Source organism: Pseudomonas sp. GD03858 (genome assembly GCF_029840925.1).
In the GTDB taxonomy this organism is placed as follows: Bacteria; Pseudomonadota; Gammaproteobacteria; order Pseudomonadales; family Pseudomonadaceae; genus Aquipseudomonas.
The window spans coordinates 1-21,080 of record NZ_JAOCDM010000099.1 but is presented as its reverse complement, the minus strand read 5'-3'; the positions used below and the strand labels follow the sequence as shown (position 1 = coordinate 21,080).

Annotated in this window: 23 protein-coding genes and 1 pseudogene; 14 read left to right on the top strand and 10 right to left on the bottom strand. The window is 67.8% G+C overall.

Annotation, left to right across the window (positions count from 1 at the left end):
* Both N5D48_RS20700 and N5D48_RS20695 read left to right on the top strand, forming a co-directional pair.
* A pseudogene (locus tag N5D48_RS20700) lies at positions 1 to 109 on the top strand (glucose 1-dehydrogenase); the annotation flags it as partial.
* Positions 110 to 136: 27 nt separating this feature from the next.
* Positions 137 to 736, top strand: a complete 600-nt coding sequence (locus N5D48_RS20695) for a 2-hydroxychromene-2-carboxylate isomerase (protein ID WP_279887624.1) — start codon at positions 137 to 139, stop codon at positions 734 to 736.
* A 22-nt stretch (positions 737 to 758) separates the two neighbouring features.
* Here the strand turns inward: N5D48_RS20695 and N5D48_RS20690 are convergent, their stop codons facing one another.
* From N5D48_RS20690 to N5D48_RS20670, 5 genes are all read right to left on the bottom strand, one after another.
* A complete protein-coding gene (locus tag N5D48_RS20690) occupies positions 759 to 1,046 on the bottom strand; it encodes a hypothetical protein (RefSeq protein ID WP_279887623.1) in 288 nt (95 codons plus the stop codon).
* Between the two features lie 4 nt (positions 1,047 to 1,050).
* On the bottom strand, positions 1,051 to 1,596 hold the full coding sequence (locus N5D48_RS20685) for a cupin domain-containing protein (RefSeq protein WP_279887622.1): 546 nt from the start codon (positions 1,594 to 1,596) through the stop codon (positions 1,051 to 1,053).
* 80 nt (positions 1,597 to 1,676) lie between these two features.
* Positions 1,677 to 2,882: an MFS transporter gene (locus tag N5D48_RS20680; RefSeq protein ID WP_279887621.1), complete on the bottom strand. Its 1,206-nt coding sequence runs from the start codon at positions 2,880 to 2,882 to the stop codon at positions 1,677 to 1,679.
* Positions 2,883 to 2,960: 78 nt separating this feature from the next.
* A complete protein-coding gene (locus N5D48_RS20675; protein WP_279887620.1) occupies positions 2,961 to 3,494 on the bottom strand; it encodes a cytochrome b in 534 nt (177 codons plus the stop codon).
* A complete protein-coding gene (locus tag N5D48_RS20670) occupies positions 3,491 to 4,537 on the bottom strand; it encodes a catalase family peroxidase (protein WP_279887619.1) in 1,047 nt (348 codons plus the stop codon). Before N5D48_RS20670 ends, N5D48_RS20675 begins: the two co-directional genes overlap by 4 nt.
* 132 nt (positions 4,538 to 4,669) lie before the next feature.
* Here N5D48_RS20670 and N5D48_RS20665 point away from each other — a divergent pair, with 132 nt between their 5' ends.
* Together N5D48_RS20665 and N5D48_RS20660 are read left to right on the top strand one after the other, a co-directional pair.
* Positions 4,670 to 5,188 carry a sigma-70 family RNA polymerase sigma factor gene (locus N5D48_RS20665; RefSeq protein ID WP_279887618.1) on the top strand — a complete coding sequence of 173 codons (519 nt, stop codon included), beginning with the start codon at positions 4,670 to 4,672 and terminating at the stop codon, positions 5,186 to 5,188.
* Positions 5,185 to 5,937 (top strand): anti-sigma factor, encoded by a 753-nt coding sequence (locus tag N5D48_RS20660; RefSeq protein ID WP_279887617.1) that lies wholly within the window; start codon positions 5,185 to 5,187, stop codon positions 5,935 to 5,937. The genes N5D48_RS20665 and N5D48_RS20660 overlap by 4 nt, the downstream gene beginning before the upstream one ends.
* A 58-nt stretch (positions 5,938 to 5,995) precedes the next feature.
* On the opposite strand, the gene N5D48_RS20655 is transcribed toward N5D48_RS20660, so the two are convergent.
* Positions 5,996 to 6,169 carry a hypothetical protein gene (locus N5D48_RS20655; RefSeq protein WP_279887616.1) on the bottom strand — a complete coding sequence of 58 codons (174 nt, stop codon included), beginning with the start codon at positions 6,167 to 6,169 and terminating at the stop codon, positions 5,996 to 5,998.
* A 192-nt stretch (positions 6,170 to 6,361) separates the two neighbouring features.
* Between N5D48_RS20655 and N5D48_RS20650 the strand changes: the two genes are divergently transcribed.
* The 8 genes from N5D48_RS20650 to N5D48_RS20615 all read left to right on the top strand — a co-directional run bounded on the left by N5D48_RS20650 (position 6,362) and on the right by N5D48_RS20615 (position 15,576).
* The gene (locus N5D48_RS20650; protein WP_279887615.1) at positions 6,362 to 7,384 is read left to right on the top strand and encodes a LacI family DNA-binding transcriptional regulator; all 1,023 of its coding nucleotides are present in this window, start codon (positions 6,362 to 6,364) and stop codon (positions 7,382 to 7,384) included.
* A 72-nt stretch (positions 7,385 to 7,456) separates the two neighbouring features.
* Positions 7,457 to 8,227: an AP endonuclease gene (locus tag N5D48_RS20645; RefSeq protein ID WP_279887614.1), complete on the top strand. Its 771-nt coding sequence runs from the start codon at positions 7,457 to 7,459 to the stop codon at positions 8,225 to 8,227.
* Complete coding sequence (locus N5D48_RS20640) at positions 8,220 to 9,179, top strand: sugar kinase (protein WP_279887613.1); 960 nt, start codon at positions 8,220 to 8,222, stop codon at positions 9,177 to 9,179. Before N5D48_RS20645 ends, N5D48_RS20640 begins: the two co-directional genes overlap by 8 nt.
* A gap of 57 nt (positions 9,180 to 9,236) precedes the next feature.
* Positions 9,237 to 10,514, top strand: a complete 1,278-nt coding sequence (locus tag N5D48_RS20635) for an MFS transporter (protein ID WP_279887612.1) — start codon at positions 9,237 to 9,239, stop codon at positions 10,512 to 10,514.
* A gap of 10 nt (positions 10,515 to 10,524) precedes the next feature.
* On the top strand, positions 10,525 to 11,511 hold the full coding sequence (locus N5D48_RS20630; protein WP_279887611.1) for a D-glycerate dehydrogenase: 987 nt from the start codon (positions 10,525 to 10,527) through the stop codon (positions 11,509 to 11,511).
* A 202-nt stretch (positions 11,512 to 11,713) separates the two neighbouring features.
* The gene (locus tag N5D48_RS20625; RefSeq protein WP_279887610.1) at positions 11,714 to 12,460 is read left to right on the top strand and encodes a gluconate 2-dehydrogenase subunit 3 family protein; all 747 of its coding nucleotides are present in this window, start codon (positions 11,714 to 11,716) and stop codon (positions 12,458 to 12,460) included.
* 3 nt (positions 12,461 to 12,463) lie between these two features.
* Positions 12,464 to 14,251, top strand: a complete 1,788-nt coding sequence (locus N5D48_RS20620; protein ID WP_279887609.1) for a GMC family oxidoreductase — start codon at positions 12,464 to 12,466, stop codon at positions 14,249 to 14,251.
* Between the two features lie 11 nt (positions 14,252 to 14,262).
* On the top strand, positions 14,263 to 15,576 hold the full coding sequence (locus tag N5D48_RS20615; RefSeq protein WP_279887608.1) for a cytochrome c: 1,314 nt from the start codon (positions 14,263 to 14,265) through the stop codon (positions 15,574 to 15,576).
* Between the two features lie 140 nt (positions 15,577 to 15,716).
* Here the strand turns inward: N5D48_RS20615 and N5D48_RS20610 are convergent, their stop codons facing one another.
* From N5D48_RS20610 to N5D48_RS20600, 3 genes are all read right to left on the bottom strand, one after another.
* Positions 15,717 to 16,046, bottom strand: coding sequence for a hypothetical protein (locus tag N5D48_RS20610; protein ID WP_279887607.1), 330 nt, complete (start codon positions 16,044 to 16,046; stop codon positions 15,717 to 15,719).
* A 74-nt stretch (positions 16,047 to 16,120) separates the two neighbouring features.
* Complete coding sequence (locus tag N5D48_RS20605; RefSeq protein WP_279887606.1) at positions 16,121 to 16,771, bottom strand: DUF998 domain-containing protein; 651 nt, start codon at positions 16,769 to 16,771, stop codon at positions 16,121 to 16,123.
* A 64-nt stretch (positions 16,772 to 16,835) separates the two neighbouring features.
* Positions 16,836 to 17,651 carry a sulfite exporter TauE/SafE family protein gene (locus N5D48_RS20600; protein ID WP_279887605.1) on the bottom strand — a complete coding sequence of 272 codons (816 nt, stop codon included), beginning with the start codon at positions 17,649 to 17,651 and terminating at the stop codon, positions 16,836 to 16,838.
* Positions 17,652 to 17,762: 111 nt separating this feature from the next.
* On the opposite strand from N5D48_RS20600, the gene N5D48_RS20595 reads away from it, so the two are divergent.
* Positions 17,763 to 18,551, top strand: coding sequence for a helix-turn-helix transcriptional regulator (locus N5D48_RS20595; protein ID WP_279887604.1), 789 nt, complete (start codon positions 17,763 to 17,765; stop codon positions 18,549 to 18,551).
* 57 nt (positions 18,552 to 18,608) lie between these two features.
* The gene (locus N5D48_RS20590; protein ID WP_279887603.1) at positions 18,609 to 19,358 is read left to right on the top strand and encodes a FadR/GntR family transcriptional regulator; all 750 of its coding nucleotides are present in this window, start codon (positions 18,609 to 18,611) and stop codon (positions 19,356 to 19,358) included.
* A 136-nt stretch (positions 19,359 to 19,494) separates the two neighbouring features.
* Here the strand turns inward: N5D48_RS20590 and N5D48_RS20585 are convergent, their stop codons facing one another.
* Positions 19,495 to 21,075, bottom strand: coding sequence for an aldehyde dehydrogenase (NADP(+)) (locus N5D48_RS20585; protein WP_279887625.1), 1,581 nt, complete (start codon positions 21,073 to 21,075; stop codon positions 19,495 to 19,497).
* Positions 21,076 to 21,080: the final 5 nt, after the last annotated feature.

Below are 21,080 nucleotides of genomic sequence, written 5' to 3'. Positions count from 1 at the left end.
CATCCTCGACCCCGCGCACATCGCCGACAGCTACTGGTTCCTGCATGCCCAGCCACGGGATGCCTGGACCTTCGAACTGGACCTGCGCCCGTGGATGGAGCGCTGGTAAGTCTCACCCTCATACAAGGAGCGAATCATGAACAAGACCGTCGAGTTCTTCCTGGACCTGGGCAGCCCCGCCACTTACCTGGCCTCGACCCAGCTACCCGCCCTATGCGCGCGTCACGGGGCGCGGTTGGTGTACAAACCGATCCTACTGGGCGGGGTGTTCCAGGCCACCGGCAATGCTTCGCCGGTGATGGTGCCGGCCAAGGGGCGCTATATGCGCATCGACCTCAAGCGCTATGCCGATCGCTATCGCGTGCCCCTGACCCTGCCGCCAGGGTTTCCGGTCAACACCCTGAACCTGATGCGCGGGCTGATCGGCGTCCAGTTGTTTGCCGAAGAGCGGTTCGAGGCGTTGTTGAAGGTGCTGTTCGAAGGGTTGTTCGTGCACGGGCGCAATCTGGGAGACCCTGCGTTGCTGGGTGAAACCCTGGCTGCGGGTGGTTTCGAGGCCGAGGTGTTCCAGGCGCTGGCCGCCCGGCCCGAGGTCAAGGACGCCTTGCGCAAAGCTACCGAGGAGGCGGTCGAACGTGGTGTGTTCGGGGCGCCGACGTTCTTTGTCGACGGGCAGATGTTCTTCGGCCAGGACCGGCTGGATTTTGTCGAGCAAGCACTGGCTCGACAGGCATGACCGGGAGACGCCAGGGCGTGCCTCAGGCCAGCAGCCGCTCTATTTGTCCGCGTTCCCAGATGCTCAGATGATCGACCGGATTGGTGCCGTAACGGTGCCAGTCGTCCAGCGTGCCCCGGCGTCCATCCGGGCATTGGCAGTGGCTGCAGTGGGCCAGGCCTTCGCCGTCCAGCACCAGGGTCAAGCGCCAGCCGTCGACCAGCACCTCGACCTGCCCGCCGGCCAGGCGGGCGACCGTCACCAGCGGCCGCACGCCAAGGGCGGCGTCACGCAGGCACTGGTACGCCTCGCGACTGGAGACGTCGGGCATGGGATCAGAAATTCGCCGGGGTGTTGGCGCTGATGATCTCGGCCTCATCGGGGCCGATGTTCTTGAAAGTGTGGGGCAGCGTAGTGGGGATGTAGTAACCATCGCCCGCGTTGAGCACGCTGACCTGGCCATCGACCCACAGCTCCATGGTGCCCCGGGTGACCAGGCCGCATTCCTCGCCTTCGGCATGCACGATCGGCTCGCCGGAGTCGGCGCCCGGCGCGTACAGCTCGCGCAGCATGCGCATCTGCCGGCCTTCGACACTGGCGCCGATCAACAGCATGCGCAGGCCGTTGCGCCCCAGGTCGGGCTGCTCGCCGCCGCGGAACACGTAGCGTTCCTCGCGCACGGGCTCGTCAAAGCTGAAGAATTCCGCCAGGGACATGGGAATCCCTTCGAGCAGTTTCTTGAGGGAACTGACCGAAGGGCTGACCCGGTTCTGCTCGATCTGCGAGATCGTCGAATTGGTCAGGCCGCTGCGGCGGGCCAGTTCCCGTTGGGAGAGGTTGTTGCGTTCACGCACCAGCTTGAGTCGTGTCCCCGTGTCCATAGCCGCCTTGTTTGCAGAGGTGTCAAAAATAATGGGCGACGCATTAAAGCACACTCTGCACAGGTTGCGCGCTGTAGCTCTCAGTGCCGCTGGTCAGCGGGCGCCGGCCACAGGCCGACCACCAGCAACAGGGCGCCCACGGCCAGGAACGGCAAGCGTGGGTCGAGGGCATAGACCAGGGTCCCGGCCAGCGGCCCGACCACCGCGCCCATGCCCTGGGCCGCGCCGATGGAGCCGGCCGTGGCGCCTTGCTCGGAGGCGTGCATGGCGTTGGCCGCCAAGGCGGAAAACGCCGGGAACACGAAGCCCATGCCGAACGCGGCGACGAAGAACGCGCCCCACAGCCAGGGCGCGCTGGTGGCCAGGGCGGCAGCGGCGAAGCCCAGCCCCGAGACACTGGCGCCGACGCGGATCATCTTCAGCGGCGGCCATTCGAGCCGGCGCAGGAACACCTGGGCCAGCATCAGCGCCACACCCACGGTGGTCAGGGCGATGCCGGCGGCCTGGGCGGCGGCGGTCGACTCCAGATGCAGGCGGTCGATGGCGAAGAAGCCGACGGCGATCTGCGACACGGTCACGCTGAGCATGGCGCTGAAGGCCACCAGCAGGGGCCGGCGCAGGCGCGGGTCGGACAGTCGCACCGGGTTCGGCGCGTGCGCCTGGGCCAAGGGCTGTGGCTTGAGCTTGAACAGCAGCACGACGAAGGCCGTGGCCGGCAGCAGCGACATCGCATAGAACGGCATGCTCAGGCTGTAGCGCGACAGCAGCGCGGCCACCGCTGGGCCGAGCACCAGGCCGACGGCGTTGGCGGCGCCCAGCGAGGCCATGGCCCGGGCCCGGCGCTGGGGTTCGATGTGGTCGGCGATCAGCGCGTTGCCGCCCACCGGCAGCGCGGCATAGAAGGCGCCGATCATGCCCCGCGCCAGCATCAGCCCGAAGAAGGCCAGGGTCGCGCCTGGCAGCCAGCGCAGCGCGCCATCGATGAACAGGCACAACAGCCAGTAGGCCAGGGTGAAACCGCCGCTGCCCAGCAGCAGCACGCGGCGTCGGCCATAGCGGTCGGCCAGGCGCCCCCAGGGCCGCGCGAGCAGGACCCAGACCACGCCGGCCACGGTCACCGCCGCGCCGGCCTGCCAGGTGGCCATGCCCAGCAGGCGGGCGATCGGGCCGATCAGGGCGACGAAGGCCATCATCGACATGGTGCAGGCCATGTTGACCAGCATCAGTGGACGCAGGTCCAGGGTGCTGGCCGGGGTGAAGGTGGCAGGGTCCTTTGCGACGTTCATGGGGCAGTCCAGGGCAGTTCGACGAAATGAGCGACGATGTTAGTAATAATTATTTACATTTGTCGACCCCGGCAGTGCTCATTCACTGCGGCGCAACGGGCCTGGCCACATGCTACGCAAGACGCCGTCGCGGCGCACCAGTGCGTGCATCAGGGCCGCGCCCAGATGCGCCAGCACCGTGGCGAACAACAGGTAGCCCAGCCAGCCGTGGGCCTGGCGCAGCACGGCGTACAGCGCCAGGTCGTGGGGGGCGATGGCGGGCAGTTGCAAGGGGCGCGGGTAGCCACCGGCCGAGAGCATGGCCCAGCCGAGCAGCGGCATGGCCAGCATCAGGCCGTACAGCAGCAGGTGCGAGGCGCCGGCGGCCAGCCGATGCAGGCGTGGCAGGTCGGCGGGCAGCGCTGGATGCGCCAGGCTCAGGCGCAGGGCGATGCGCACGAGCACCAGCGCCAGCAGGGCCAGGCCGGTGGCCTTGTGCAGCTCGACCAGCAGCGGATGGCGGGGTGACAGGTCGCCGACCATGGCCACGCCGATGAACAGCATGGCCAGGATCAGCACGGCCATCAGCCAGTGCAGCAGCCGGGCCAGGGGGTGGAAGGCGGTGGCGGTCATGGGCGGGCTCCTTCGGTCAGGGTTTCGTGGCTGCGGCGATTGAAGGACACCGAGTAGGCGGCCGAGCGGGCGGCGAGGATCGGGTCGGCGGAGGGTTCGATGCCATGGGGCAGGATCAATGGATCGAAGTTGAGGTCGCGGCAGGCGCCTTGCTCGGGGCCGTCGACCCGTTCCAGCACCAGGGTGCCGGCGTCGATGCTGGGTCGCCCGGCCGGCCAGGGGCGGGCCGGATCGTCCACCGGATCGCCCGCTTCGGCCAGGGTCAGGCGCAAGGTCCAGCGCAGCGGGCCCTGGGCCAGGCGCTGTTGCAGGTCGTGTTGAAGGAACTGCTTGTCATCGACCTGGGCGGGCAGGGCGGCGAAGGGCGTTTGCGGCTCCAGGGTCCAGCGCACCGGCTGGGCCTTGCCGTCGGCATCGATCAGGCGAAAGGCGTTGATGCTGTTGTAGGCGGTGCTGGCGAAACTGTCGCTGGCCTTGTAGCTGGCCGCCCACTGGCGAAACGCCGCGCTCTCCGGGTGGCGGGCGAAGAACGCTTGCAGTTTCGCCGGGTCCGGCTTGCCGGTGGCCGGATCGGGCGCCCCCGCCAGCACCTGCTCGTAGAATGCCTCGGGCGTGCTCACCGCCAGCACTGGCGGGTTGTTCATGCCGGTGCGCCAGACCTGCCCGTCATCGCTGCTCAACTGGATGGCCAGGCTGCGCACTGGTATGGCGGTGTCCGGGGCGAACGGGTTGGCGCCGCCGATGGCGAAACGACCGATCACCGGCACGTGGGCCTGGCTGAAGACCCGGGCGCTGGACAGCGACGCGGCCTGCCCACTGCCCTGGAAGTAACCGCTGACGCACAGGCCCTTGGCATGGTTCTTTCGATAACCGGGGTGATGCCCGGCCTGGGCCTCGAAGGTGTCGATGATGCGCTGCGGGGTCAGCCGTGGCGCGCCGATCCAGCCGGCGGCATAGGCGAAGCCCGCGCCCAGGGCGGCGAGGGTGGCGCCGATGGCGGCCAAGCGCAGGGCCTTGGCGCAGCCGTGCAGGGGAGTGGTCATGGGGACGCTCCGGTCAGGTGGAATGAGCCGGTACGACGGGGTGGCAAACGATTTATTCCCGCCGGGGAATAGATTTCGTGCTGGGTCGTCTGCCCTTTACACTGACAGCCCGATGGGGCCCGGAACCCGACCATGCACGATCTGGACGACCAACAATGGCGCGAGCTGCTGCAACGCCTGCGCCGCTTCGCCCTGTGGCTCACCCGTGAGCCTGGCAGCGCCGACGACCTGGTCCAGGCCACCGCCGAGCGGGCGCTGAGCCGGCGTGGCCAGCAGCGCGACGTCGACAGCCTGCGGCCCTGGCTGTTCACCATCCTTTATCGACTGTTTCTCGACGGCAAACGGCGTGAGCGCCTGCACGCGCGCTGGCTGGGTTGGTTCGGTCGGGCGCAGGCCGAGGAGCCGGTCGGTGGCGAGGTCGAGAGCATCGTCCAGGCCCAGGCCGACCTGCAGGCCTTCGCTCGCTTGTCGGCCGAGCAGCGCGCGCTGCTGTTGCTGGTCAGCGTCGAGGGCTTGAGCTACAAGGAAGCGGCGCAAACCCTGGGCATTCCCATCGGCACGGTGATGTCGCGCCTGTCGCGTGCCCGTGCCACCCTGCGAGACCTGACCGAAGGCCAGCCGACGCCCCCGGCCCTGCGGAGACTGAAATGACGCGCCTGATTCCCACCGAGCACGAGCTGCATGCCTATGTCGACGAGCGGCTGGAGCCTGCGCGCCGCGCCGAAGTCGAGGCATGGCTGGCCGCCAATCCGCAGCAGGCGGCGCGGATCGAGGCATGGCGCAGCGATGCCCGGCGCCTGCGCGCGGCGCTGGCGGACTTTGGCGAACGGCCCAGCGACCCGCAGCTCGACCTTGCCCCGCTGCGGCGTCAGTTGCGTCAGCGTCGCCAGCGTCGCCTGGCTTCGGCGGCCGTGCTGCTGGTCGCCCTGGGCCTTGGCGGGCTGGGTGGCTGGCAGGCGCGGGAGGCGACCCTGGTGGCCGGCAACCTGCCGATGGCCGATGCGGTGCAGGCGCACCGTCTGTTCGCCGAGGCGACCTCGCTGGATATCCAGGCCAGCGACCCGGCGCGCCTGCAGGCCTGGCTCGGGCGTCACTTCAATCGCGTGGGACAGTTGCCGGACCTGGCCAGCTACGGTTTTCAGCCGGTGGGCGCCAGGCTGCTGAGCAACGAGGCGGGGCCGGCGGCGCTGCTGGTGTTCCAGGACCGCCAGGGACAGCGCATCAGCCTGTTCCTGCGCTCGCCCGGCGAGCATTTCGAGCGCATGCCCACTGGGCAGCGCACCGATGGCCAGTTGCAGGCCCGCTACTGGTCCCACGGCGACTACAACTTCGCGCTGGTCAGCGCGGCGGACGATAGCCGTGGCGAACAGTTGCGCCAGGCGCTGGGCGTCAGCCTGTAAGCAGGTCGAGCAGATGCTGGTGACAGCGGCTGCCCAGGCCCCGGGGACATGTGGCGCGCTATGCCGTAAATTGCGACTCGCCGGCCTCGGGTTGCGCCTGGCTGTCCTGGCGGACATCGAGGTAGACGGCACCTGCGCACAAACCGACCAAGCCCAGGCTGGCCAGCACGATGTCACCCAGCACCATGCCGATGATCAGTAGCAGCAAACTGAGGCGAAACAGTGTGGTCATGACCTTCTCCCAGGCAGCGCCGGACAATCCCTGGGCCTTACCATAACGCTCTGGCTGCGGTGGTGCAGCACCCTGGCCGTTCATTCACCTGCTTTGGCAGAACGGGCGTCACTTGACGCCCCGCAGCATCCCTGATTTCATTGAAACCGTTTTCATCAACCCTGCACGAAGGCAAACAAGAAGGGCACAGGGGTGGACAAAGCAGCAGCTCCCGCACGCGCACGGGTCACCATCAGCGAGGTCGCCAAGGCGGCAGGCGTCTCCAAGGCAACGGTTTCGCGCTTCATGGGCGAGGACCGGCAACTGCTCGCCGAAGCGACCGCCCAGCGCATCGAGGCGGTGGTCGAACGCCTCGGCTATCGTCCCAACCGCATGGCCAGCGCGCTCAAGCGCGGCCGCACGGGGTTGATCGGGATGCTGTTGGCGGATATTCGCAACCCCTATTCCATCGCGGTGATGCACGGCGTCGAGATGGCCTGCCGCCGGCATGGCTACAGCCTGGTGGTGTGCAACACCGATCGCGACGACGACCAGGAGCGCAGCCATCTGCAGGCCCTGCAGTCGTACAACGTCGATGGGCTGATCGTGAACACCCTGGGCCATCGCGCCGATGAGCTGGCCAACCTGGCCCGCGAACTGCCGATGGTGCTGGTCGACCGGCAGTTGGCCGGGCTGGCGGTCGACCTGGTGGGCCTGGACAACGGCGACGCCGTCGAGCAGGCACTCGACCACCTGGTGCTTGGCGGCTATCGCGACATCCTGGCCGTGACCGAGCCGCTCGACGGCACCAGCTCCCGCCAGGAGCGCGTCGATGCGTTCCAGGCCTCCATCGCCCGCCGCAGGGGCGTGCGTGGGCAAGTGCTGGAGGTGGGCGCACGGCTGCACGAGCAGCTTTCCGGCTTCATCGCCGGGGCAGGGCACGGCCCGCAGGCGCTGTTCACCTGCAACGGCGTCGCCACCCTCGAAGTGGTGCGCGCGCTGCACGCGCGAGGCGGTGCGCTGTTCCAGGACGTCGGTCTGCTCGCGCTCGACGAGCTGGACTGGTACCCCTTGGTGGGCAGTGGCATCAGCGCGTTGGCCCAGCCCACCGAACGTATCGGTGCCGCGGCGTTCCAGTGCCTGCTGGAGCGCCTGCAAGGCAACCATTCGCCGGCTCGACGCCTGGATTTGCGCGCCGAGCTGATCGCGCGAGGTTCTACCCGATTGCAACGATGACCGCGTTCGGAACGCGGTTCGGCTTGGCTAAAAATGAAACCGGTTTCATCTACAACAACAAGGATCACCGCGATGCGTACGCACACTGTCTCCATCAGCTTGTCGAGTTTCGGCGCCGATGCCGTGAGGCACCATGGCCAGGCCAGCTACCTGCCATTGCTGGCCGCTGCCGGTGCACAGCGGGTGGAATGGCGCGAGGAACTGTTCGACACCGTGCCCGATGCCGCCACCCTGGCCAGCCTGGCCGCTGAGCATGGCTTGCAGAGCCTGTATTCCTCGCCGCTGGAGCTATGGCGCGAGGATGGCAGCCTGGAACCGGCCATCGCCCAGCGCCTGCGCCTGGCGGACGCAATCGGCGCGGTGGCCCTGAAGGTATCGCTGGGGCACTACCAGGACGGCTGCGACCTGCAGGCCCTGGCGCCGTTGTTGCAGCACAAGGCGGCGCTGTATGTGGAAAACGACCAGACGAACCACGGCGGTCGCCTGCAGACCCTGGCGCGATTCTTCCGCGAGGCGCAGGAACAGGGCGTGGCGCCGAGCATGACCTTCGACATCGGCAACTGGTACTGGCACGACGAGTCGCCGCTGCTGGCCGCGCAATTGCTGGGCCGCTGGGTGCGCTACGTGCACTGCAAGGCGGTGGCGCGACGTGCCGACGGGCGACTGGTGGCGGTGCCGCCGCAGGACCTCGACCTGGCGCAGTGGCGCGAGCTGATGACGCATTTCGCCCCCGGCCTGCCGCGCGCCATCGAGTACCCGCTGGTCGCTGAAGACCTGCTGGCATTCACGGCGCAACAGGTCGCGCAACTGGCGCAGCTGGAAGGGCAGGTGTGCCATGGCTGAGCGTGACGTGCTGTGCTTCGGTGAAACCATGGCCATGTTCGTGGCGGCGCAGCCGGGCGACCTGGCCACCGTCGAAGGCTTCGGCAAACGCATTGCCGGCGCCGACAGCAACGTGGCCATCGGCTTGGCGCGCCTGGGCTTGCGCGTGCAGTGGCTGAGCCGGGTCGGCAACGACTCGCTCGGTGCCTTCGTGCTCGACACCCTGCGCCAGGAAGGCCTGGACTGCTCGAGCGTCGAGATCGATGCCGAGCACCCCACGGGCTTTCAGCTCAAGGAGCGCTGCGATGATGGTCGCGACCCCAGGGTCGAGTACTTCCGCCGTGGCTCGGCAGCCAGCCGGCTGTCACCCGCGCAACTACGGCCCGCCTTGCTGCAGGCCCGGCACCTGCATGCCACCGGTATCCCGCCGGCGCTGTCGAGCGGTTGCCGCGACCTCTGCCATCAACTGCTCGACGGCATGCGCGCCAATGGCCGGAGCATTTCCTTCGATCCCAACCTGCGGCCTTCGCTGTGGCCGGATCGCCAGACCATGGTGCGCGAGATCAATGCCCTGGCGGCCAAGGCCGACTGGGTGCTGCCGGGACTGGAGGAAGGTCGCCTGCTGACCGGTCGCCAGTCGCCGCAGGCCATCGCCGAGTTCTATCTGGAGCAGGGTGTGCGCTGCGTGGCCATCAAGCTCGGCGCCGAAGGTGCCTACTGGCGCGATGCCCACGGCGAGCACGGCGTGGTCCCCGGCCAGCCGGTGGCGCAAGTGGTGGATACCGTGGGCGCGGGCGATGCCTTCGCCGTCGGCGTCATCAGCGCCTTGCTCGAAGGCCTGCCGCTGCGTGGCGCGGTGGCCCGTGGCAACTGGTGCGGCAGCCGCGCGGTGCAGAGCCGGGGCGACATGGAAGGCCTGCCGCAACGCCATGAGCTGGACCGTCACGAAAACGCTGCGCTCAACCTCCGTTGAACCGCCGGCCCGTCCGGCACCTGATGTGACAAGAACAACAAGACCAGGAGAACCCCAATGCAGATCGACCGACTCGCCCCCAGACGCTGGTGGTACATCATGCCCATCGTCTTCATCACCTACAGCCTGGCCTACCTCGACCGGGCCAACTACGGCTTCGCCGCGGCCTCGGGCATGGCCGACGACCTGAAGATCACCCCGGCGCTGTCGTCGCTGCTCGGTGCGCTGTTCTTCCTTGGCTATTTCTTCTTCCAGGTGCCGGGCGCGATCTATGCGCAGAAGCGCAGCGTCAAGAAGCTCATCTTCGCCAGCCTGATCCTCTGGGGCGGGCTGGCCACGCTGACCGGAGTGGTGTACGACATCTATCTGCTGATCGTCATCCGCTTCCTGCTGGGCGTGGTCGAGGCTGCGGTGATGCCAGCCATGCTCATCTACCTCTGCCATTGGTTCACCCGCGCCGAGCGCTCGCGGGCCAACACCTTCCTGATCCTCGGCAACCCGGTGACCATCCTGTGGATGTCGGTGGTCTCGGGCTACCTGGTGCAGCAGTTCGACTGGCGCTGGATGTTCATCATCGAGGGCGCGCCGGCGATCCTCTGGGCGTTCATCTGGTGGCGCCTGGTGGATGATCGCCCGGAGCAGGCCAAGTGGCTGGAGGCCCGGGAAAAGCAAGCGCTGCGCGAGGCGCTGGATGCCGAGCAACAGGGCATCAAGCCGGTGAAGAACTACCGAGAGGCGTTTCGCTCGCCGACGGTGATCATCCTGTCGCTGCAGTACTTCTGCTGGAGCATCGGCGTGTACGGTTTCGTCCTCTGGCTGCCGTCGATCCTCAAGCAGGCGGCGGCGCTGGATATCGTCACGGCCGGCTGGCTGTCGGCGGTGCCCTACCTCGGCGCGGTGGTGGCCATGCTCGGGGTGTCCTGGGCTTCGGACCGGCTGCAGAAGCGCAAGCGCTTCGTCTGGCCGCCGCTTTTGATCGCCGCGCTGGCGTTCTACGGCTCCTACAGCCTTGGCACCGAGCACTTCTGGTGGTCCTACGCCTTGCTGGTGATCGCCGGCGCTTGCATGTACGCGCCTTACGGACCGTTCTTCGCCATCGTGCCCGAACTGCTGCCGGCCAACGTCGCCGGTGGCGCCATGGCGCTGATCAACAGCATGGGCGCGCTGGGTTCGTTCTCCGGCTCCTGGCTGGTGGGCTACCTCAACGGCGTGACCGGCGGCCCCGGAGCGTCCTACCTGTTCATGTGCGGCGCGCTGCTGGCGGCCGTGGCCCTGACCGCTGTCCTCAACCCTTTGCAACAGGCGCGCCGGCAATGCCTGGCGCCCAGCCGATAGGTATCGCGCAATGAAAAAACGCATCGTGCTCTACAAACGCCTGTCCGATGAGCTCATGGCCCGCTTGCAGGCGCATGCCGAGGTGACCCTGGTCGAGGCGCCCAGCGCCGATGGCCTGGCTCGCCTGCGCGCGGCGCTGCCGGGTGCCCATGGGCTGCTCGGCGCCAGCCTGCGCCTGGATGCCTCTCTGCTCGACCTGGCGCCGCAGCTGGAGGTGGTCTCCAGCGTCTCGGTCGGCGTCGACAACTACGACATCGACGCCCTTGACCAGCGTGGCGTGCTGCTGACCAACACCCCCGACGTGCTCACCGAGACCACCGCCGACACCGGCTTCGCCCTGATCCTGGCCTGTGCCCGGCGCGTGGTGGAGCTCGATGGCTGGATCCGTGCCGGCCACTGGCGGGCGGGGATCGGGCCGGCGCAGTTCGGCTGCGATGTGCAGGGCAAGACCCTGGGCATCGTCGGCATGGGACGTATCGGCGAAGCCCTGGCCCGCCGTGCCCATGCTGGTTTCGGCATGCGCGTGCTGTACCACACCCGCCAGCCGCGGCCCGAGGTGGAGGCGCGCTTCGCGGCCAGCCACCGCAGCCTGGAGGCATTGCTGGCCGAGTCGGATTTCGTCTGCCTGTGCCTGCCATTGACCGCCGAGACCGAGCACCTGATCGGGCAGGCGCAACTGGCGCTGATGAAGCCCTCGGCGATCCTGGTGAACATCTCCCGTGGCCGGGTGCTGGACGAGGCTGCGTTGTTCCAGGCTCTGGCCGAGCGGCGCATTCGCGGCGCCGGCCTGGACGTGTTCGTGCGCGAGCCGTTACCCGCCGATTCACCCTTGTTGCAACTGGACAACCTGGTGGTGACACCGCACATCGGCTCGGCCACCGAGGAGACCCGCGAGGCCATGGCCCGTTGCGCAGTTGAAAACCTGCTGGCCGCCTTGGCCGGCGAGCGACCGCAGAACCTGGTCAACCCGCTTGCCTGGTCGCGGCGAACCCCATGAGCGGGGCGAACACTGCGCTCGCCCCGTGCTTGCCACAACAACAGCCCTTGCCCGTTTCGATATCCCGGGGTCGCGCCGCGACCCTTCGGCAAAACAAGGCCGCTCCGCCGAGACAGCGCTGTCTCGGCCTGTGGCCCCGGGATCTTCATCGGTGAAGAGGGCGACGATTTCCGTATGACCTGATCAACAGAGAGACATCCTCATGTCCAAGGACCAACCCGCCTCCGTGCAACCGGCGCGCCGGGCGTTCCTGCGCCAATCCCTGACCCTGATCCCGGTGGCGACCCTCGCCAGCACAGGGCTAAGCGGCGCAGTGCTCGCCGACAGCGCCACCCCGGCACCCGCCGAACCGGCCCGACCGGCCCCGGCGCGTGCCTACCAGCCAAGCTTCTTCACCCAGGAGGAGTGGGCCTTCATCGGCGCCGCCGTGGCCGTGCTGATCCCCACCGATGCCCTCGGCCCCGGTGCGGCCGATGCCGGCGTACCCGAGTTCATCGACCGTCAGCTCAACACCCGCTACGGCAGCGGTGGGCTGTGGTACATGCAGGGGCCATTCCGCCCCGACGCGCCCAGCGAGCTGGGCTACCAGCTCAAGCTCAGTCCCCAGGAGATCTACCGGTTGGGCATTGCCGAAACCGACGCCTGGTGCCAGGCGCAGTTCGGCAAGGCGTTCGCCCAGCTCGGCCTTGAACAACAGCAGCAGGTGCTCGAGGCCCTGGACGGCGGTAAGCCAGACTTTGCCTCGGTGCCGGCGGCCACCTTCCTCGGCATGCTCTGGCTCAACACCCGAGAAGGCTTCTTCAGCGATCCCCTGCACGGTGGCAACCAGGGGCTGGCCGGCTGGAAACTGGTCGGCTTCCCCGGAGCCCGTGCCGACTTCATGGACTGGGTGGAGCGCGACGAGCGCTATCCCTTCCCACCAGTGTCGATCAGCGGCGAGCGAGGTTGAGCCATGAGCCAAGTGATGAAGAAAGTCGATGTGGTCATCGTCGGGTTCGGCTGGGCCGGGGCGATCATGGCCAAGGAGCTGACCGAGGCCGGGCTGCAGGTGCTGGCCCTGGAGCGCGGCCCGGCCCGCGACACCTACCCGGACGGCGTCTACCCGCAGACCATGGACGAGCTGACCTACAACTCGCGCAAGAAGCTGTTCATGGACATCTCCCGCGAGACCGTGACCTTGCGCCACAGCGTCAACGACGTGGCCGTGCCGTATCGCCAGTTCGGCGCCTTCCTGCCCGGCACCGGCACGGGCGGGGCGGGGCTGCATTGGTCGGGCGTGCATTTTCGCGTCGACCCGGTGGAGCTGCGCCTGCGCAGCCACTATGAGGAGCGCTATGGCAAGCGGTTCATTCCCGAGGGCATGACCATCCAGGACTTCGGCGTCAGCTATGAAGAGCTGGAGCCGTACTTCGATTTCGCCGAGAAGGTCTTCGGCACCTCCGGCACGGCCTGGTCGATCAATGGCCAGGTGGTGGGCCGTGGCAAGGGCGGCAACCCGTTCGCCGCCGACCGCTCCAGCGACTTCCCGCTGGTGGCGCAGAAGAACACGGTGTCGGCGCAGCTGTTCGAGAAGGCTGCCCGCGACGTCGGTTATCACCCCTACAACCTGCCATCGGCCAACACTTCCGGGCCGTACACCAACCCCTACGGCGCGCAGATGGGGCCGTGCAACTTCTGCGGCTACTGCAGTGGCTATGCCTGCTACATGTACTCCAAGGCCTCGCCTAACGTGAACATCCTCCCGGCCCTGCGCCAGGTGCCGAACTTCGAGCTGCGCAACAACGCCCATGTGCTGCGGGTCAACCTGAGCGCGGACAAGCGCCTGGCTACCGGTGTGACCTATGTCGACAGCCAGGGCCGCGAGGTGCAGCAGCCCGCCGACCTGGTGATCCTCGGCGCCTTCCAGTACAACAACGTGCGCCTGATGCTGCTCTCGGGCATCGGCAAGCCCTACGATCCGGTCAGCAACGAAGGGGTGGTCGGGCGCAACTTCGCCTACCAGAACATCTCCACCGTGACCGCGTTCTTCGACCGTGACAGCCACCACACCAACCCCTTCATCGGCGCCGGTGGCAATGGCGTGGCGGTGGACGACTTCAACGCCGACAACTTCGACCATGGCCCGCACGGCTTCGTCGGCGGCTCGCCGTTCTGGCTCAACCAGGCCGGGGCCAAGCCCATTTCCGGGACCAAGGTGCCGCCGGGCACGGCGAAGTGGGGCAGTGGCTGGAAGGCCGCGGTGGCCGACAGCTACCGACACATGCTGTCGATGGACGCCCATGGCGCGCACCAGTCCTACCGTGACAACTACCTGGACCTGGACCCGGTGTACAAGGACGCCTACGGCCTGCCTTTGCTGCGCATGACCTTCGACTGGAAGGACAACGACGTGAAGATGAACCGCTTCATGGTCGAGCGCATGGGCAAGATCGCCGAAGCCATGGGGCCCAAGGCGATCAGCGTGGGGCAAAAGGCGTTCGGCCAGCACTTCGACGCGTCCACCTACCAGACCACCCACCTCAATGGCGGCGCGATCATGGGCACCGACCCGAAAACCAGCGCGCTCAACCGCTACCTGCAGTGCTGGGACGTGCACAACGTGTTCGTGCCCGGCGCCTCGGCCTTCCCCCAGGGCCTGGGCTACAACCCCACCGGGCTGGTGGCGGCGCTGACCTATTGGTCGGCGCGGGCGATCCGCGAGCGCTACCTGAAGAACCCCGGCCCACTGGTGCAGGCATGAGGAAGGCCAACATGAAGACATTGCTCATCGCCATGCTCGGCCTGGGTGCCAGCACGCTGCTGCAAGCCGCCGAAACGGTGGATCCGGCGCAGGTCAAACAGGGCGAATACCTGGCCCGGGCGGGCGACTGCGTGGCCTGCCACACTGCCAAGGGCGGCAAGCCGTTCGCCGGTGGGCTGCCCATGGAGACGCCCATCGGCACCCTGTATTCGACCAATATCACCCCTCATGCGACCGGCATCGGCCAGTACAGCTACGAGGACTTCGAGCGCGCGGTGCGCCAAGGCATCGGCAAGGACGGTGGCACGCTGTACCCGGCCATGCCGTATCCGTCCTATGCGCGGGTCAGCGATCAGGACATGCGGGCGCTGTACGCCTACTTCATGCACGGTGTGCAACCGGTGGAGCAGCGCAACAAGGACAGTGACATTCCCTGGCCGTTGAGCATGCGCTGGCCGCTGGCGTTCTGGCGCGGGCTGTTCGCGCCGCCGGTGCGGCCGTTCGAGGCTGCCGGGCGCGACCCGGTGGTGGCGCGTGGCGCCTACCTGGTCGAGGGCCTGGGCCACTGCGGCGCCTGCCATACGCCACGGGCGTTGACCATGCAGGAAAAAGCCCTGGATGCCGGCGATGGCGAATCCTTCCTGGCCGGCAGCGCGCCATTGGAAGGCTGGATCGCCAAGAGCCTGCGCGGCGATCACAAGGATGGCCTGGGCAGTTGGGACGAGGCGCAGATCGTCGCCTTCCTGAAAACCGGACGCAACGAGCGCACGGCGGTATTCGGCGGCATGAGCGACGTGGTCGAGCACAGCATGCAGTACATGAGCGACGCCGACCTGACGGCCATTGCCCGCTACCTCAAGAGCTTGCCGCCGGTGAACCCGGACGACCAGCCGTTCCAGGAGGATCGCACGGTCGCCGAAGCGCTGTGGCGGGGCAACGACGGCAAGACCGGCGCGGCGCTCTATGTCGACAACTGCGGGGCCTGCCACCGTACCGATGGCAAGGGCTATGCCCGGGTGTTCCCGGCGCTGGCCGGCAACCCGGTGGTGCAGGGGGCGGACGCCACTTCGCTGATTCATATCGTGCTGGAGGGGGCGACCCTGCCGGCCACGGCGACGGCGCCTTCGACGTTCAGCATGCCGGGGTTCGGCTGGCGGTTGTCGGATCAGCAGGTGGCGGACGTGGTCAACTTCATTCGCGGCAGCTGGGGTAACCAGGCGGCAGCGGTGGATGCGGGGCAGGTGGCAGCGTTGCGCAAGGTGGCGCCGATGCCGCTCAAGGCTGAGTCGCTGATTGGCGATACCACGGGGATTGCAGAGCCCTGATCGAGTTGCAGGGGAGCGTGGGCGCGGCGAACCTTCGCTCCCACGCTACTGCCTGAGTGATAGCGCAATCTCGAAATCGCTTTGGTTTTCTTGATAAATAAATCTAACAATAAATCCCAATTAATTGATTTAAATAGAATTTATCTTTTTGAAGATGCGTGCTGAGCGCATTGCTCGTAGTACGTCTGCTTGATCGCCGTCGGCTGCAATCGCGAGCGGCTGTTGTACGTCTGCTCGGTAATCCCGAACGCCGTCATGCGCATCCATGGCTTGGCGAACTTGCGCACCTGCAGCTTCTTGCGCGTGGCATACAACGTTACTCCGGAGAGCTTGGCCTGCTGCGCCTCGGCAGCGATCTGCGCGCCCCAGCCGCAGACCTGGCGATCGTTCTGGCTCAGGGGCCGGGCTTGGGCCGCGGAGGTGACGGCGGCCAGCAGGCAGCCGGCCACGGTTGCTAGAATTACCCGCATATTGCTGTCCTAAGCATCTGAAGGAAAACGAAGTTTGCCCTCGCTTTCCGTGCTTGGGGGCCAGCAATTTGCCGTCAGGCGATGGCCATTCGCAGGTCGCCGTGCTGGCGCGTGCGCAGCGATTGCGCGGCCAGGGTCGCTATCCACAGCACGCAGATGCCGTAGTTCAGGCGCTGGTACAGACCGAACAGTTCACCGCTCTGTGCCGCCTTCGCCATCAGTACCACGGTGACCACCGACAGCACGGCGCACAGCAGTGACCAGCCGGCCAGCCTCGCGGAACGCGCCAGGCGTTTGCCCAGCCCGATCCACACCACGCAGGCCAACGTCAGCGAAAGAAACATCAGCAGGCCGCTGAGGTTGTGCATCTGTTGCGAGAAGGATGGCGCCACTGGCGCGCAGCCCCGGTCGCAGGGGAACCAGCCGGTTCCCAGGCTGCCCAGCCCGTGCAACAGCACCAGCAGTGCGCTGAACCGCGCCCACCCCGACTGCCGCCAGCGTCGCGCCAGGCCCCAGGCGAACAAGGCGAACAGCAGCGCCAGGGGGAAGTTGTTGACCCAGGGCGACAGCCCATGAGTGGGCGCATCGACCGCGCCGAGCTGGCTCATGGCCTGTTGCAGGTGGTCGTAGCCGGGGTAGGCCATGGCGGTCAGGGCAACCCCCAGTAGCAGCCAGAGCGGAATCAGCAGGCCGCTGGCGAGCAGCAGGCGATCGAACGTCTTCATGCAGTTGCCTTCCTTGGTGAGTGCAGGGCGCAGCCTACAGCGTTGCCATGGCTATTCGCCAGTCTCAGCCGCCATTGACCAGCATCACCACCAGCACGCAGGCCAGCAGCGCCAGGTAGGCCCGGGCATGCACGCTGTCGGGAATGCGCCCCAGCAGTGGCGCGCCCAGGTGCATGCCGAGCCAGGCGCCCACGGCCATCACCAAGGCCGCGCGCAGGTCGATGAAGCCGAGTATGCCCGGGCCAAGGTCGAGCCGACTGGCTGGCACCACGGCATAGACCAGCGTGGCGGCCAGCGCCATGGGCAATGACAACGGGTTGGCCATGGCGGTGGCGGCACGCATGCTGGCGCCGCGGCGGCGCATCAGCGGCACGGTCATGACGCTGCCGCCCACGCCGAGCAGCGCCGCCAGTGCGCCGATGGGCAGGCCGATCAGGCGTGTGCCGGCATTGCCCGGTGCGTCCAGGCGCTGTTCGCCTGCGCGCAGGAAGCCCGGACGCAGCCAGGCGTCCAGCAGGCTCAGCAGCAGGTAGGCGATGAACAGCCAGCGCAGCCAGGCGCTGGCCACGTACGGCGCTGCCCAGGCGCCAAGCAGCGCGCCCATGGCAATGGCCGGCGCCAGTGGACGCACCAGGTCCCAGCGCAGGCTGCCGGCGCGGTGATGACGCCAGGTGGCCAGGGCGCTGCTGAAGATCATCAGCGTGGCGGAGGTGGCCACGGCGATCTGCATCGCATGCTGCGCCACCTCAGTACCCGCGCCATGGCTGGTCAGCAGCAGGGCATACAGCAGCGGCACGGCGAAGAAGCCGCCACCGAAGCCGAACAGCAGGGTGGTGATGCCGGCGCACAGGCCGAACAGGCCGAGCAGGGGATAGAACATGGTGGTTTGACCTCGGGCCAGGGGGAGGTCCTGCAGCGTAGGGGGATGCCCCTTGGCTGGCATTCGCGAGTTGGCCAATAATCATCGCATTTCGGCCAGAGCCTAGCCGCCATGCGCAATATGCCGTTGTCCCAGGTCGATGCCACGCCGCGCGCGGTATTGGCCATCGCCACCGATTACCCGCCCGATACCCTGCTGCCCAGGCACGTCCATCGCCGGGCGCAGTTCCTGTATGGGATGAGCGGTCTGATGGAGGTGCTGACGGACGATGGCGCCTGGGTCATTCCGCCCGGCAGCGGGGTGTGGATTCCGCCCGGCAAGCCGCATCAGGTGCGCATGCGCGGCGTCAGCACACGCAGCCTGTACATCGAGCCGAGCGCGCTGCCCAGGCCGGGCGACGCGTGCGAGGCATTGCGGGTCGGGCCATTGCTGCATCAGCTGCTGCTGGCCAGCGCCGAGGTGCCTGCCTTGCATGACGAGTCAGGGCGCGATGGCCTGTTGCTGGGGCTTGTCCTGCACGAGCTGGGCAATGCCGAGCGCTTGCCGTTGTTCGCGCCGATGCCGAGCGAGCCGCGGCTGGCCAGTCTATGCCAGGCCTTCCTGGCGCAACCGCTGGTGCATGCCAGGGCCGAGTCCTGGGCGCGACGTTTGAACTGGAGCCCGCGCACGTTCAGCCGGCGCTTTCGCGAACAGACCGGGTTGTCGTTCGGCCAGTGGCGCCAGCAGGCCTGCCTGATGGCGGCGGTGACCCGGCTGGCGGCGGGCGAGGCGGTGACCCGCATCGCCCTGGACCTGGGCTATGAAAGCCCCAGCGCGTTTTCCAGCCTGTACCGGCGGGTCATGGGCCAGCCTCCGTCAGCTGCGCGCCAGACACATGAAAACCCCGGCGCACGTGTGTGATCGTACAACCGCTTGCGCTATCATCACGCCTGTCTTTCACAACCAGACATACAGGGCATGACAGAGCAGCAGGTACAGGCACGGACCCGGCGCAAGCCGCGCAGTCTGGCCCAGGAACTGGTCACGGTGCTGACCGAACGCATCCGCGCAGGCCAGCTCAAGCGCGGCGACAAGCTGCCCACCGAGTCGCAGATCATGGCCGAGGAGGGCGTCAGTCGCACCGTGGTGCGCGAGGCCATCTCGCGGCTGCAGGCCGCAGGCCAGGTCGAGACTCGCCACGGCATCGGCACCTTCGTGCTGGACGCGCCGAGCACTGGGGGCTTCAGGATCGACCCGGCGACCATCGTCACCCTGCGCGAGGTGCTGGCGGTGCTGGAGCTGCGCATCGCCCTGGAGATCGAAGCCGCCGGCCTGGCCGCCCAGCGCCGCAGCGATGAGGAGCTGGCCGGCATGCGCGCCGCGCTGGATGAGCTCAACGAAGGCGCGGCCCATGCCTCGGATGCCGTGTCGGCGGACTTCCAGTTTCACCTGCGCATCGCCCAGGCCAGCGGCAACCACTATTTCGCCGACATCATCAACCACCTGGGCACCAGCATCATCCCGCGCACCCGGCTCAATTCGGCGCGCCTGGCCCATGACGACCAGGCGCACTACATGAGCCGGCTGATGCATGAGCACGAGGCGATCTACGAGGCCATCGCCCGAGGTGACAGCGAGGGCGCGAAGATGGCCATGCGCATGCACCTGAGCAACAGCCGCGAGCGCTTGCGCCAGGCCCATCAAGAGGCCGAGGCGCAGGGCGTCTGATCGGTAATGGCCCCTTCGCGGGTAAACCCGCTCCCACAGGTTCTTCACCCTGTGGGAGCGGGTTTACCCGCGAAGAGGCAGACGCAGGCACCATAAAAAAGCCCTGCATGCGCAGGGCTCTTGCATCAAAGGGCTCTTAGATCGCCCCGTCACTCCACTGCCCATTCACCAACCGCCGCAGCCCCAGCGGGTTGCCATCGCGCAACGCCTCCGGCAGCAGCGCCTGCGGGTAGTTCTGGTAGCACACCGGCCGCAGGAAGCGATCGATGGCCAGGGTGCCGACCGAGGTGCCACGGGCATCGGAGGTGGCCGGGTAAGGCCCGCCGTGGACCATGGCGTCGCATACCTCGACCCCGGTCGGGTAGCCATTGACCAGGATCCGCCCGACCTTCTCCTCCAGCAGCGGCACCAGCCAGGCAAAGGCTTCCAGATCCTCCGGCTCGCCGATCAGCGTGGCGGTCAGCTGGCCACGCAGGCCGAGCAAGGCGGCGCGCAGTTGCTTGTGGTCGCTGACCTCGACGGCCACCGTGGCCGGGCCGAACACTTCCTCCTGCAGCAGCGGGTCGGCCTCCACCAGCAGGCGGGCGTCTGCCTTGAACAGCTGGGCGCGCGCCTGCTTGCCCTGTTGCGGCTGGCCGGCCAGGTGCTGGATGCCTGCATGGGCCTGCAAGTGTTCCAGGCCACCGACGTAGCTGCGCAGGCCGCCGGCGTTGAGCAGGGTCTGGCCTGCCTGTTGATCCAGGTGCCGGCCCAGGTCGCTCAGCAGCTGGCTGAAGCCTGGCGATCGCAGGCCGATCAGCATCCCCGGGTTGGTGCAGAACTGCCCGGCGCCCAGGCACACGGAGCCGGCCAGCTCGCGGGCGATTGCCTCGCCGCGCTTGGCCAGGGCGCCCGGCAGGATGATCACCGGGTTGATGCTCGACATCTCGGCGAACACCGGGATCGGCTGTGGGCGTTCGGCGGCCATGCGGCACAGGGCGTCGCCGCCCTTGAGCGAACCGGTGAAGCCGACCGCCTGGATGGCCGGGTGTTTGACCAGCCACTCACCGACACCCGCGCCGAAGACCATGTTGAAAACGCCCTTGGGCATGCCGGTGCGTTCGGCGGCGCGCAGGATGGCGCAGGCGACCAGATCGGCGGTGGCCATGTGACCACTGTGGGCCTTGAACACCACCGGGCAGCCGGCGGCCAGTGCCGCGGCGGTGTCGCCGCCGGCGGTGGAGAAGGCCAATGGGAAGTTGCTGGCGCCGAACACGGCCACCGGGCCGACGCCGATGCGCATCTGGCGGATGTCCACCCGTGGCAGGGGCTGGCGTTCGGGTTGGGCCAGGTCGATGCGCGCGCCAAGGTAGTCGCCACGACGCAGCACCTGGGCGAACAGGTGCATCTGGCCACTGGTGCGGCCGCGTTCACCCTGGATACGGGCGCTGGGCAAGGCTGTTTCGCGGCAGACGATGGCGATGAAGCTGTCATCGAGCTCGTCCAGTTCGGCGGCGATGGCCTCGAGGAACTCGGCGCGGCGTGCCGGGGGGAGCTGGCGGAATTCGCCGAAGGCGTCGGCGGCGGCGCGGGCGGCCCGGTCGACTTCGCCTTCGGTGGCCTGGGCGAAGCTGTGGGGCAGCGCCTGGCCGGTGCTGGCGTCCAGGCTCTGCAGGCGTTGCGGGCCAACGGCGCTGCGTTGGCCGGCGATGAAGTTGTGGCCGAGGATTTCGGGCATGGGAG

Excerpts from the sequence above, each read along its gene's own strand:
- N5D48_RS20695 (WP_279887624.1), top strand. The coding sequence starts at position 137 with ATGAACAAGACCGTCGAGTTCTTCCTGGACCTGGGCAGCCCCGCCACT.
- N5D48_RS20690 (WP_279887623.1), bottom strand. The coding sequence starts at position 1,046 with ATGCCCGACGTCTCCAGTCGCGAGGCGTACCAGTGCCTGCGTGACGCC.
- N5D48_RS20685 (WP_279887622.1), bottom strand. The coding sequence starts at position 1,596 with ATGGACACGGGGACACGACTCAAGCTGGTGCGTGAACGCAACAACCTC.
- N5D48_RS20680 (WP_279887621.1), bottom strand. The coding sequence starts at position 2,882 with ATGAACGTCGCAAAGGACCCTGCCACCTTCACCCCGGCCAGCACCCTG.
- N5D48_RS20675 (WP_279887620.1), bottom strand. The coding sequence starts at position 3,494 with ATGACCGCCACCGCCTTCCACCCCCTGGCCCGGCTGCTGCACTGGCTG.
- N5D48_RS20670 (WP_279887619.1), bottom strand. The coding sequence starts at position 4,537 with ATGACCACTCCCCTGCACGGCTGCGCCAAGGCCCTGCGCTTGGCCGCC.
- N5D48_RS20665 (WP_279887618.1), top strand. The coding sequence starts at position 4,670 with ATGCACGATCTGGACGACCAACAATGGCGCGAGCTGCTGCAACGCCTG.
- N5D48_RS20660 (WP_279887617.1), top strand. The coding sequence starts at position 5,185 with ATGACGCGCCTGATTCCCACCGAGCACGAGCTGCATGCCTATGTCGAC.
- N5D48_RS20655 (WP_279887616.1), bottom strand. The coding sequence starts at position 6,169 with ATGACCACACTGTTTCGCCTCAGTTTGCTGCTACTGATCATCGGCATG.
- N5D48_RS20645 (WP_279887614.1), top strand. The coding sequence starts at position 7,457 with ATGCGTACGCACACTGTCTCCATCAGCTTGTCGAGTTTCGGCGCCGAT.
- N5D48_RS20640 (WP_279887613.1), top strand. The coding sequence starts at position 8,220 with ATGGCTGAGCGTGACGTGCTGTGCTTCGGTGAAACCATGGCCATGTTC.
- N5D48_RS20635 (WP_279887612.1), top strand. The coding sequence starts at position 9,237 with ATGCAGATCGACCGACTCGCCCCCAGACGCTGGTGGTACATCATGCCC.
- N5D48_RS20630 (WP_279887611.1), top strand. The coding sequence starts at position 10,525 with ATGAAAAAACGCATCGTGCTCTACAAACGCCTGTCCGATGAGCTCATG.
- N5D48_RS20625 (WP_279887610.1), top strand. The coding sequence starts at position 11,714 with ATGTCCAAGGACCAACCCGCCTCCGTGCAACCGGCGCGCCGGGCGTTC.
- N5D48_RS20620 (WP_279887609.1), top strand. The coding sequence starts at position 12,464 with ATGAGCCAAGTGATGAAGAAAGTCGATGTGGTCATCGTCGGGTTCGGC.
- N5D48_RS20615 (WP_279887608.1), top strand. The coding sequence starts at position 14,263 with ATGAAGACATTGCTCATCGCCATGCTCGGCCTGGGTGCCAGCACGCTG.
- N5D48_RS20610 (WP_279887607.1), bottom strand. The coding sequence starts at position 16,046 with ATGCGGGTAATTCTAGCAACCGTGGCCGGCTGCCTGCTGGCCGCCGTC.
- N5D48_RS20605 (WP_279887606.1), bottom strand. The coding sequence starts at position 16,771 with ATGAAGACGTTCGATCGCCTGCTGCTCGCCAGCGGCCTGCTGATTCCG.
- N5D48_RS20600 (WP_279887605.1), bottom strand. The coding sequence starts at position 17,651 with ATGTTCTATCCCCTGCTCGGCCTGTTCGGCCTGTGCGCCGGCATCACC.
- N5D48_RS20595 (WP_279887604.1), top strand. The coding sequence starts at position 17,763 with ATGCGCAATATGCCGTTGTCCCAGGTCGATGCCACGCCGCGCGCGGTA.
- N5D48_RS20590 (WP_279887603.1), top strand. The coding sequence starts at position 18,609 with ATGACAGAGCAGCAGGTACAGGCACGGACCCGGCGCAAGCCGCGCAGT.
- N5D48_RS20585 (WP_279887625.1), bottom strand. The coding sequence starts at position 21,075 with ATGCCCGAAATCCTCGGCCACAACTTCATCGCCGGCCAACGCAGCGCC.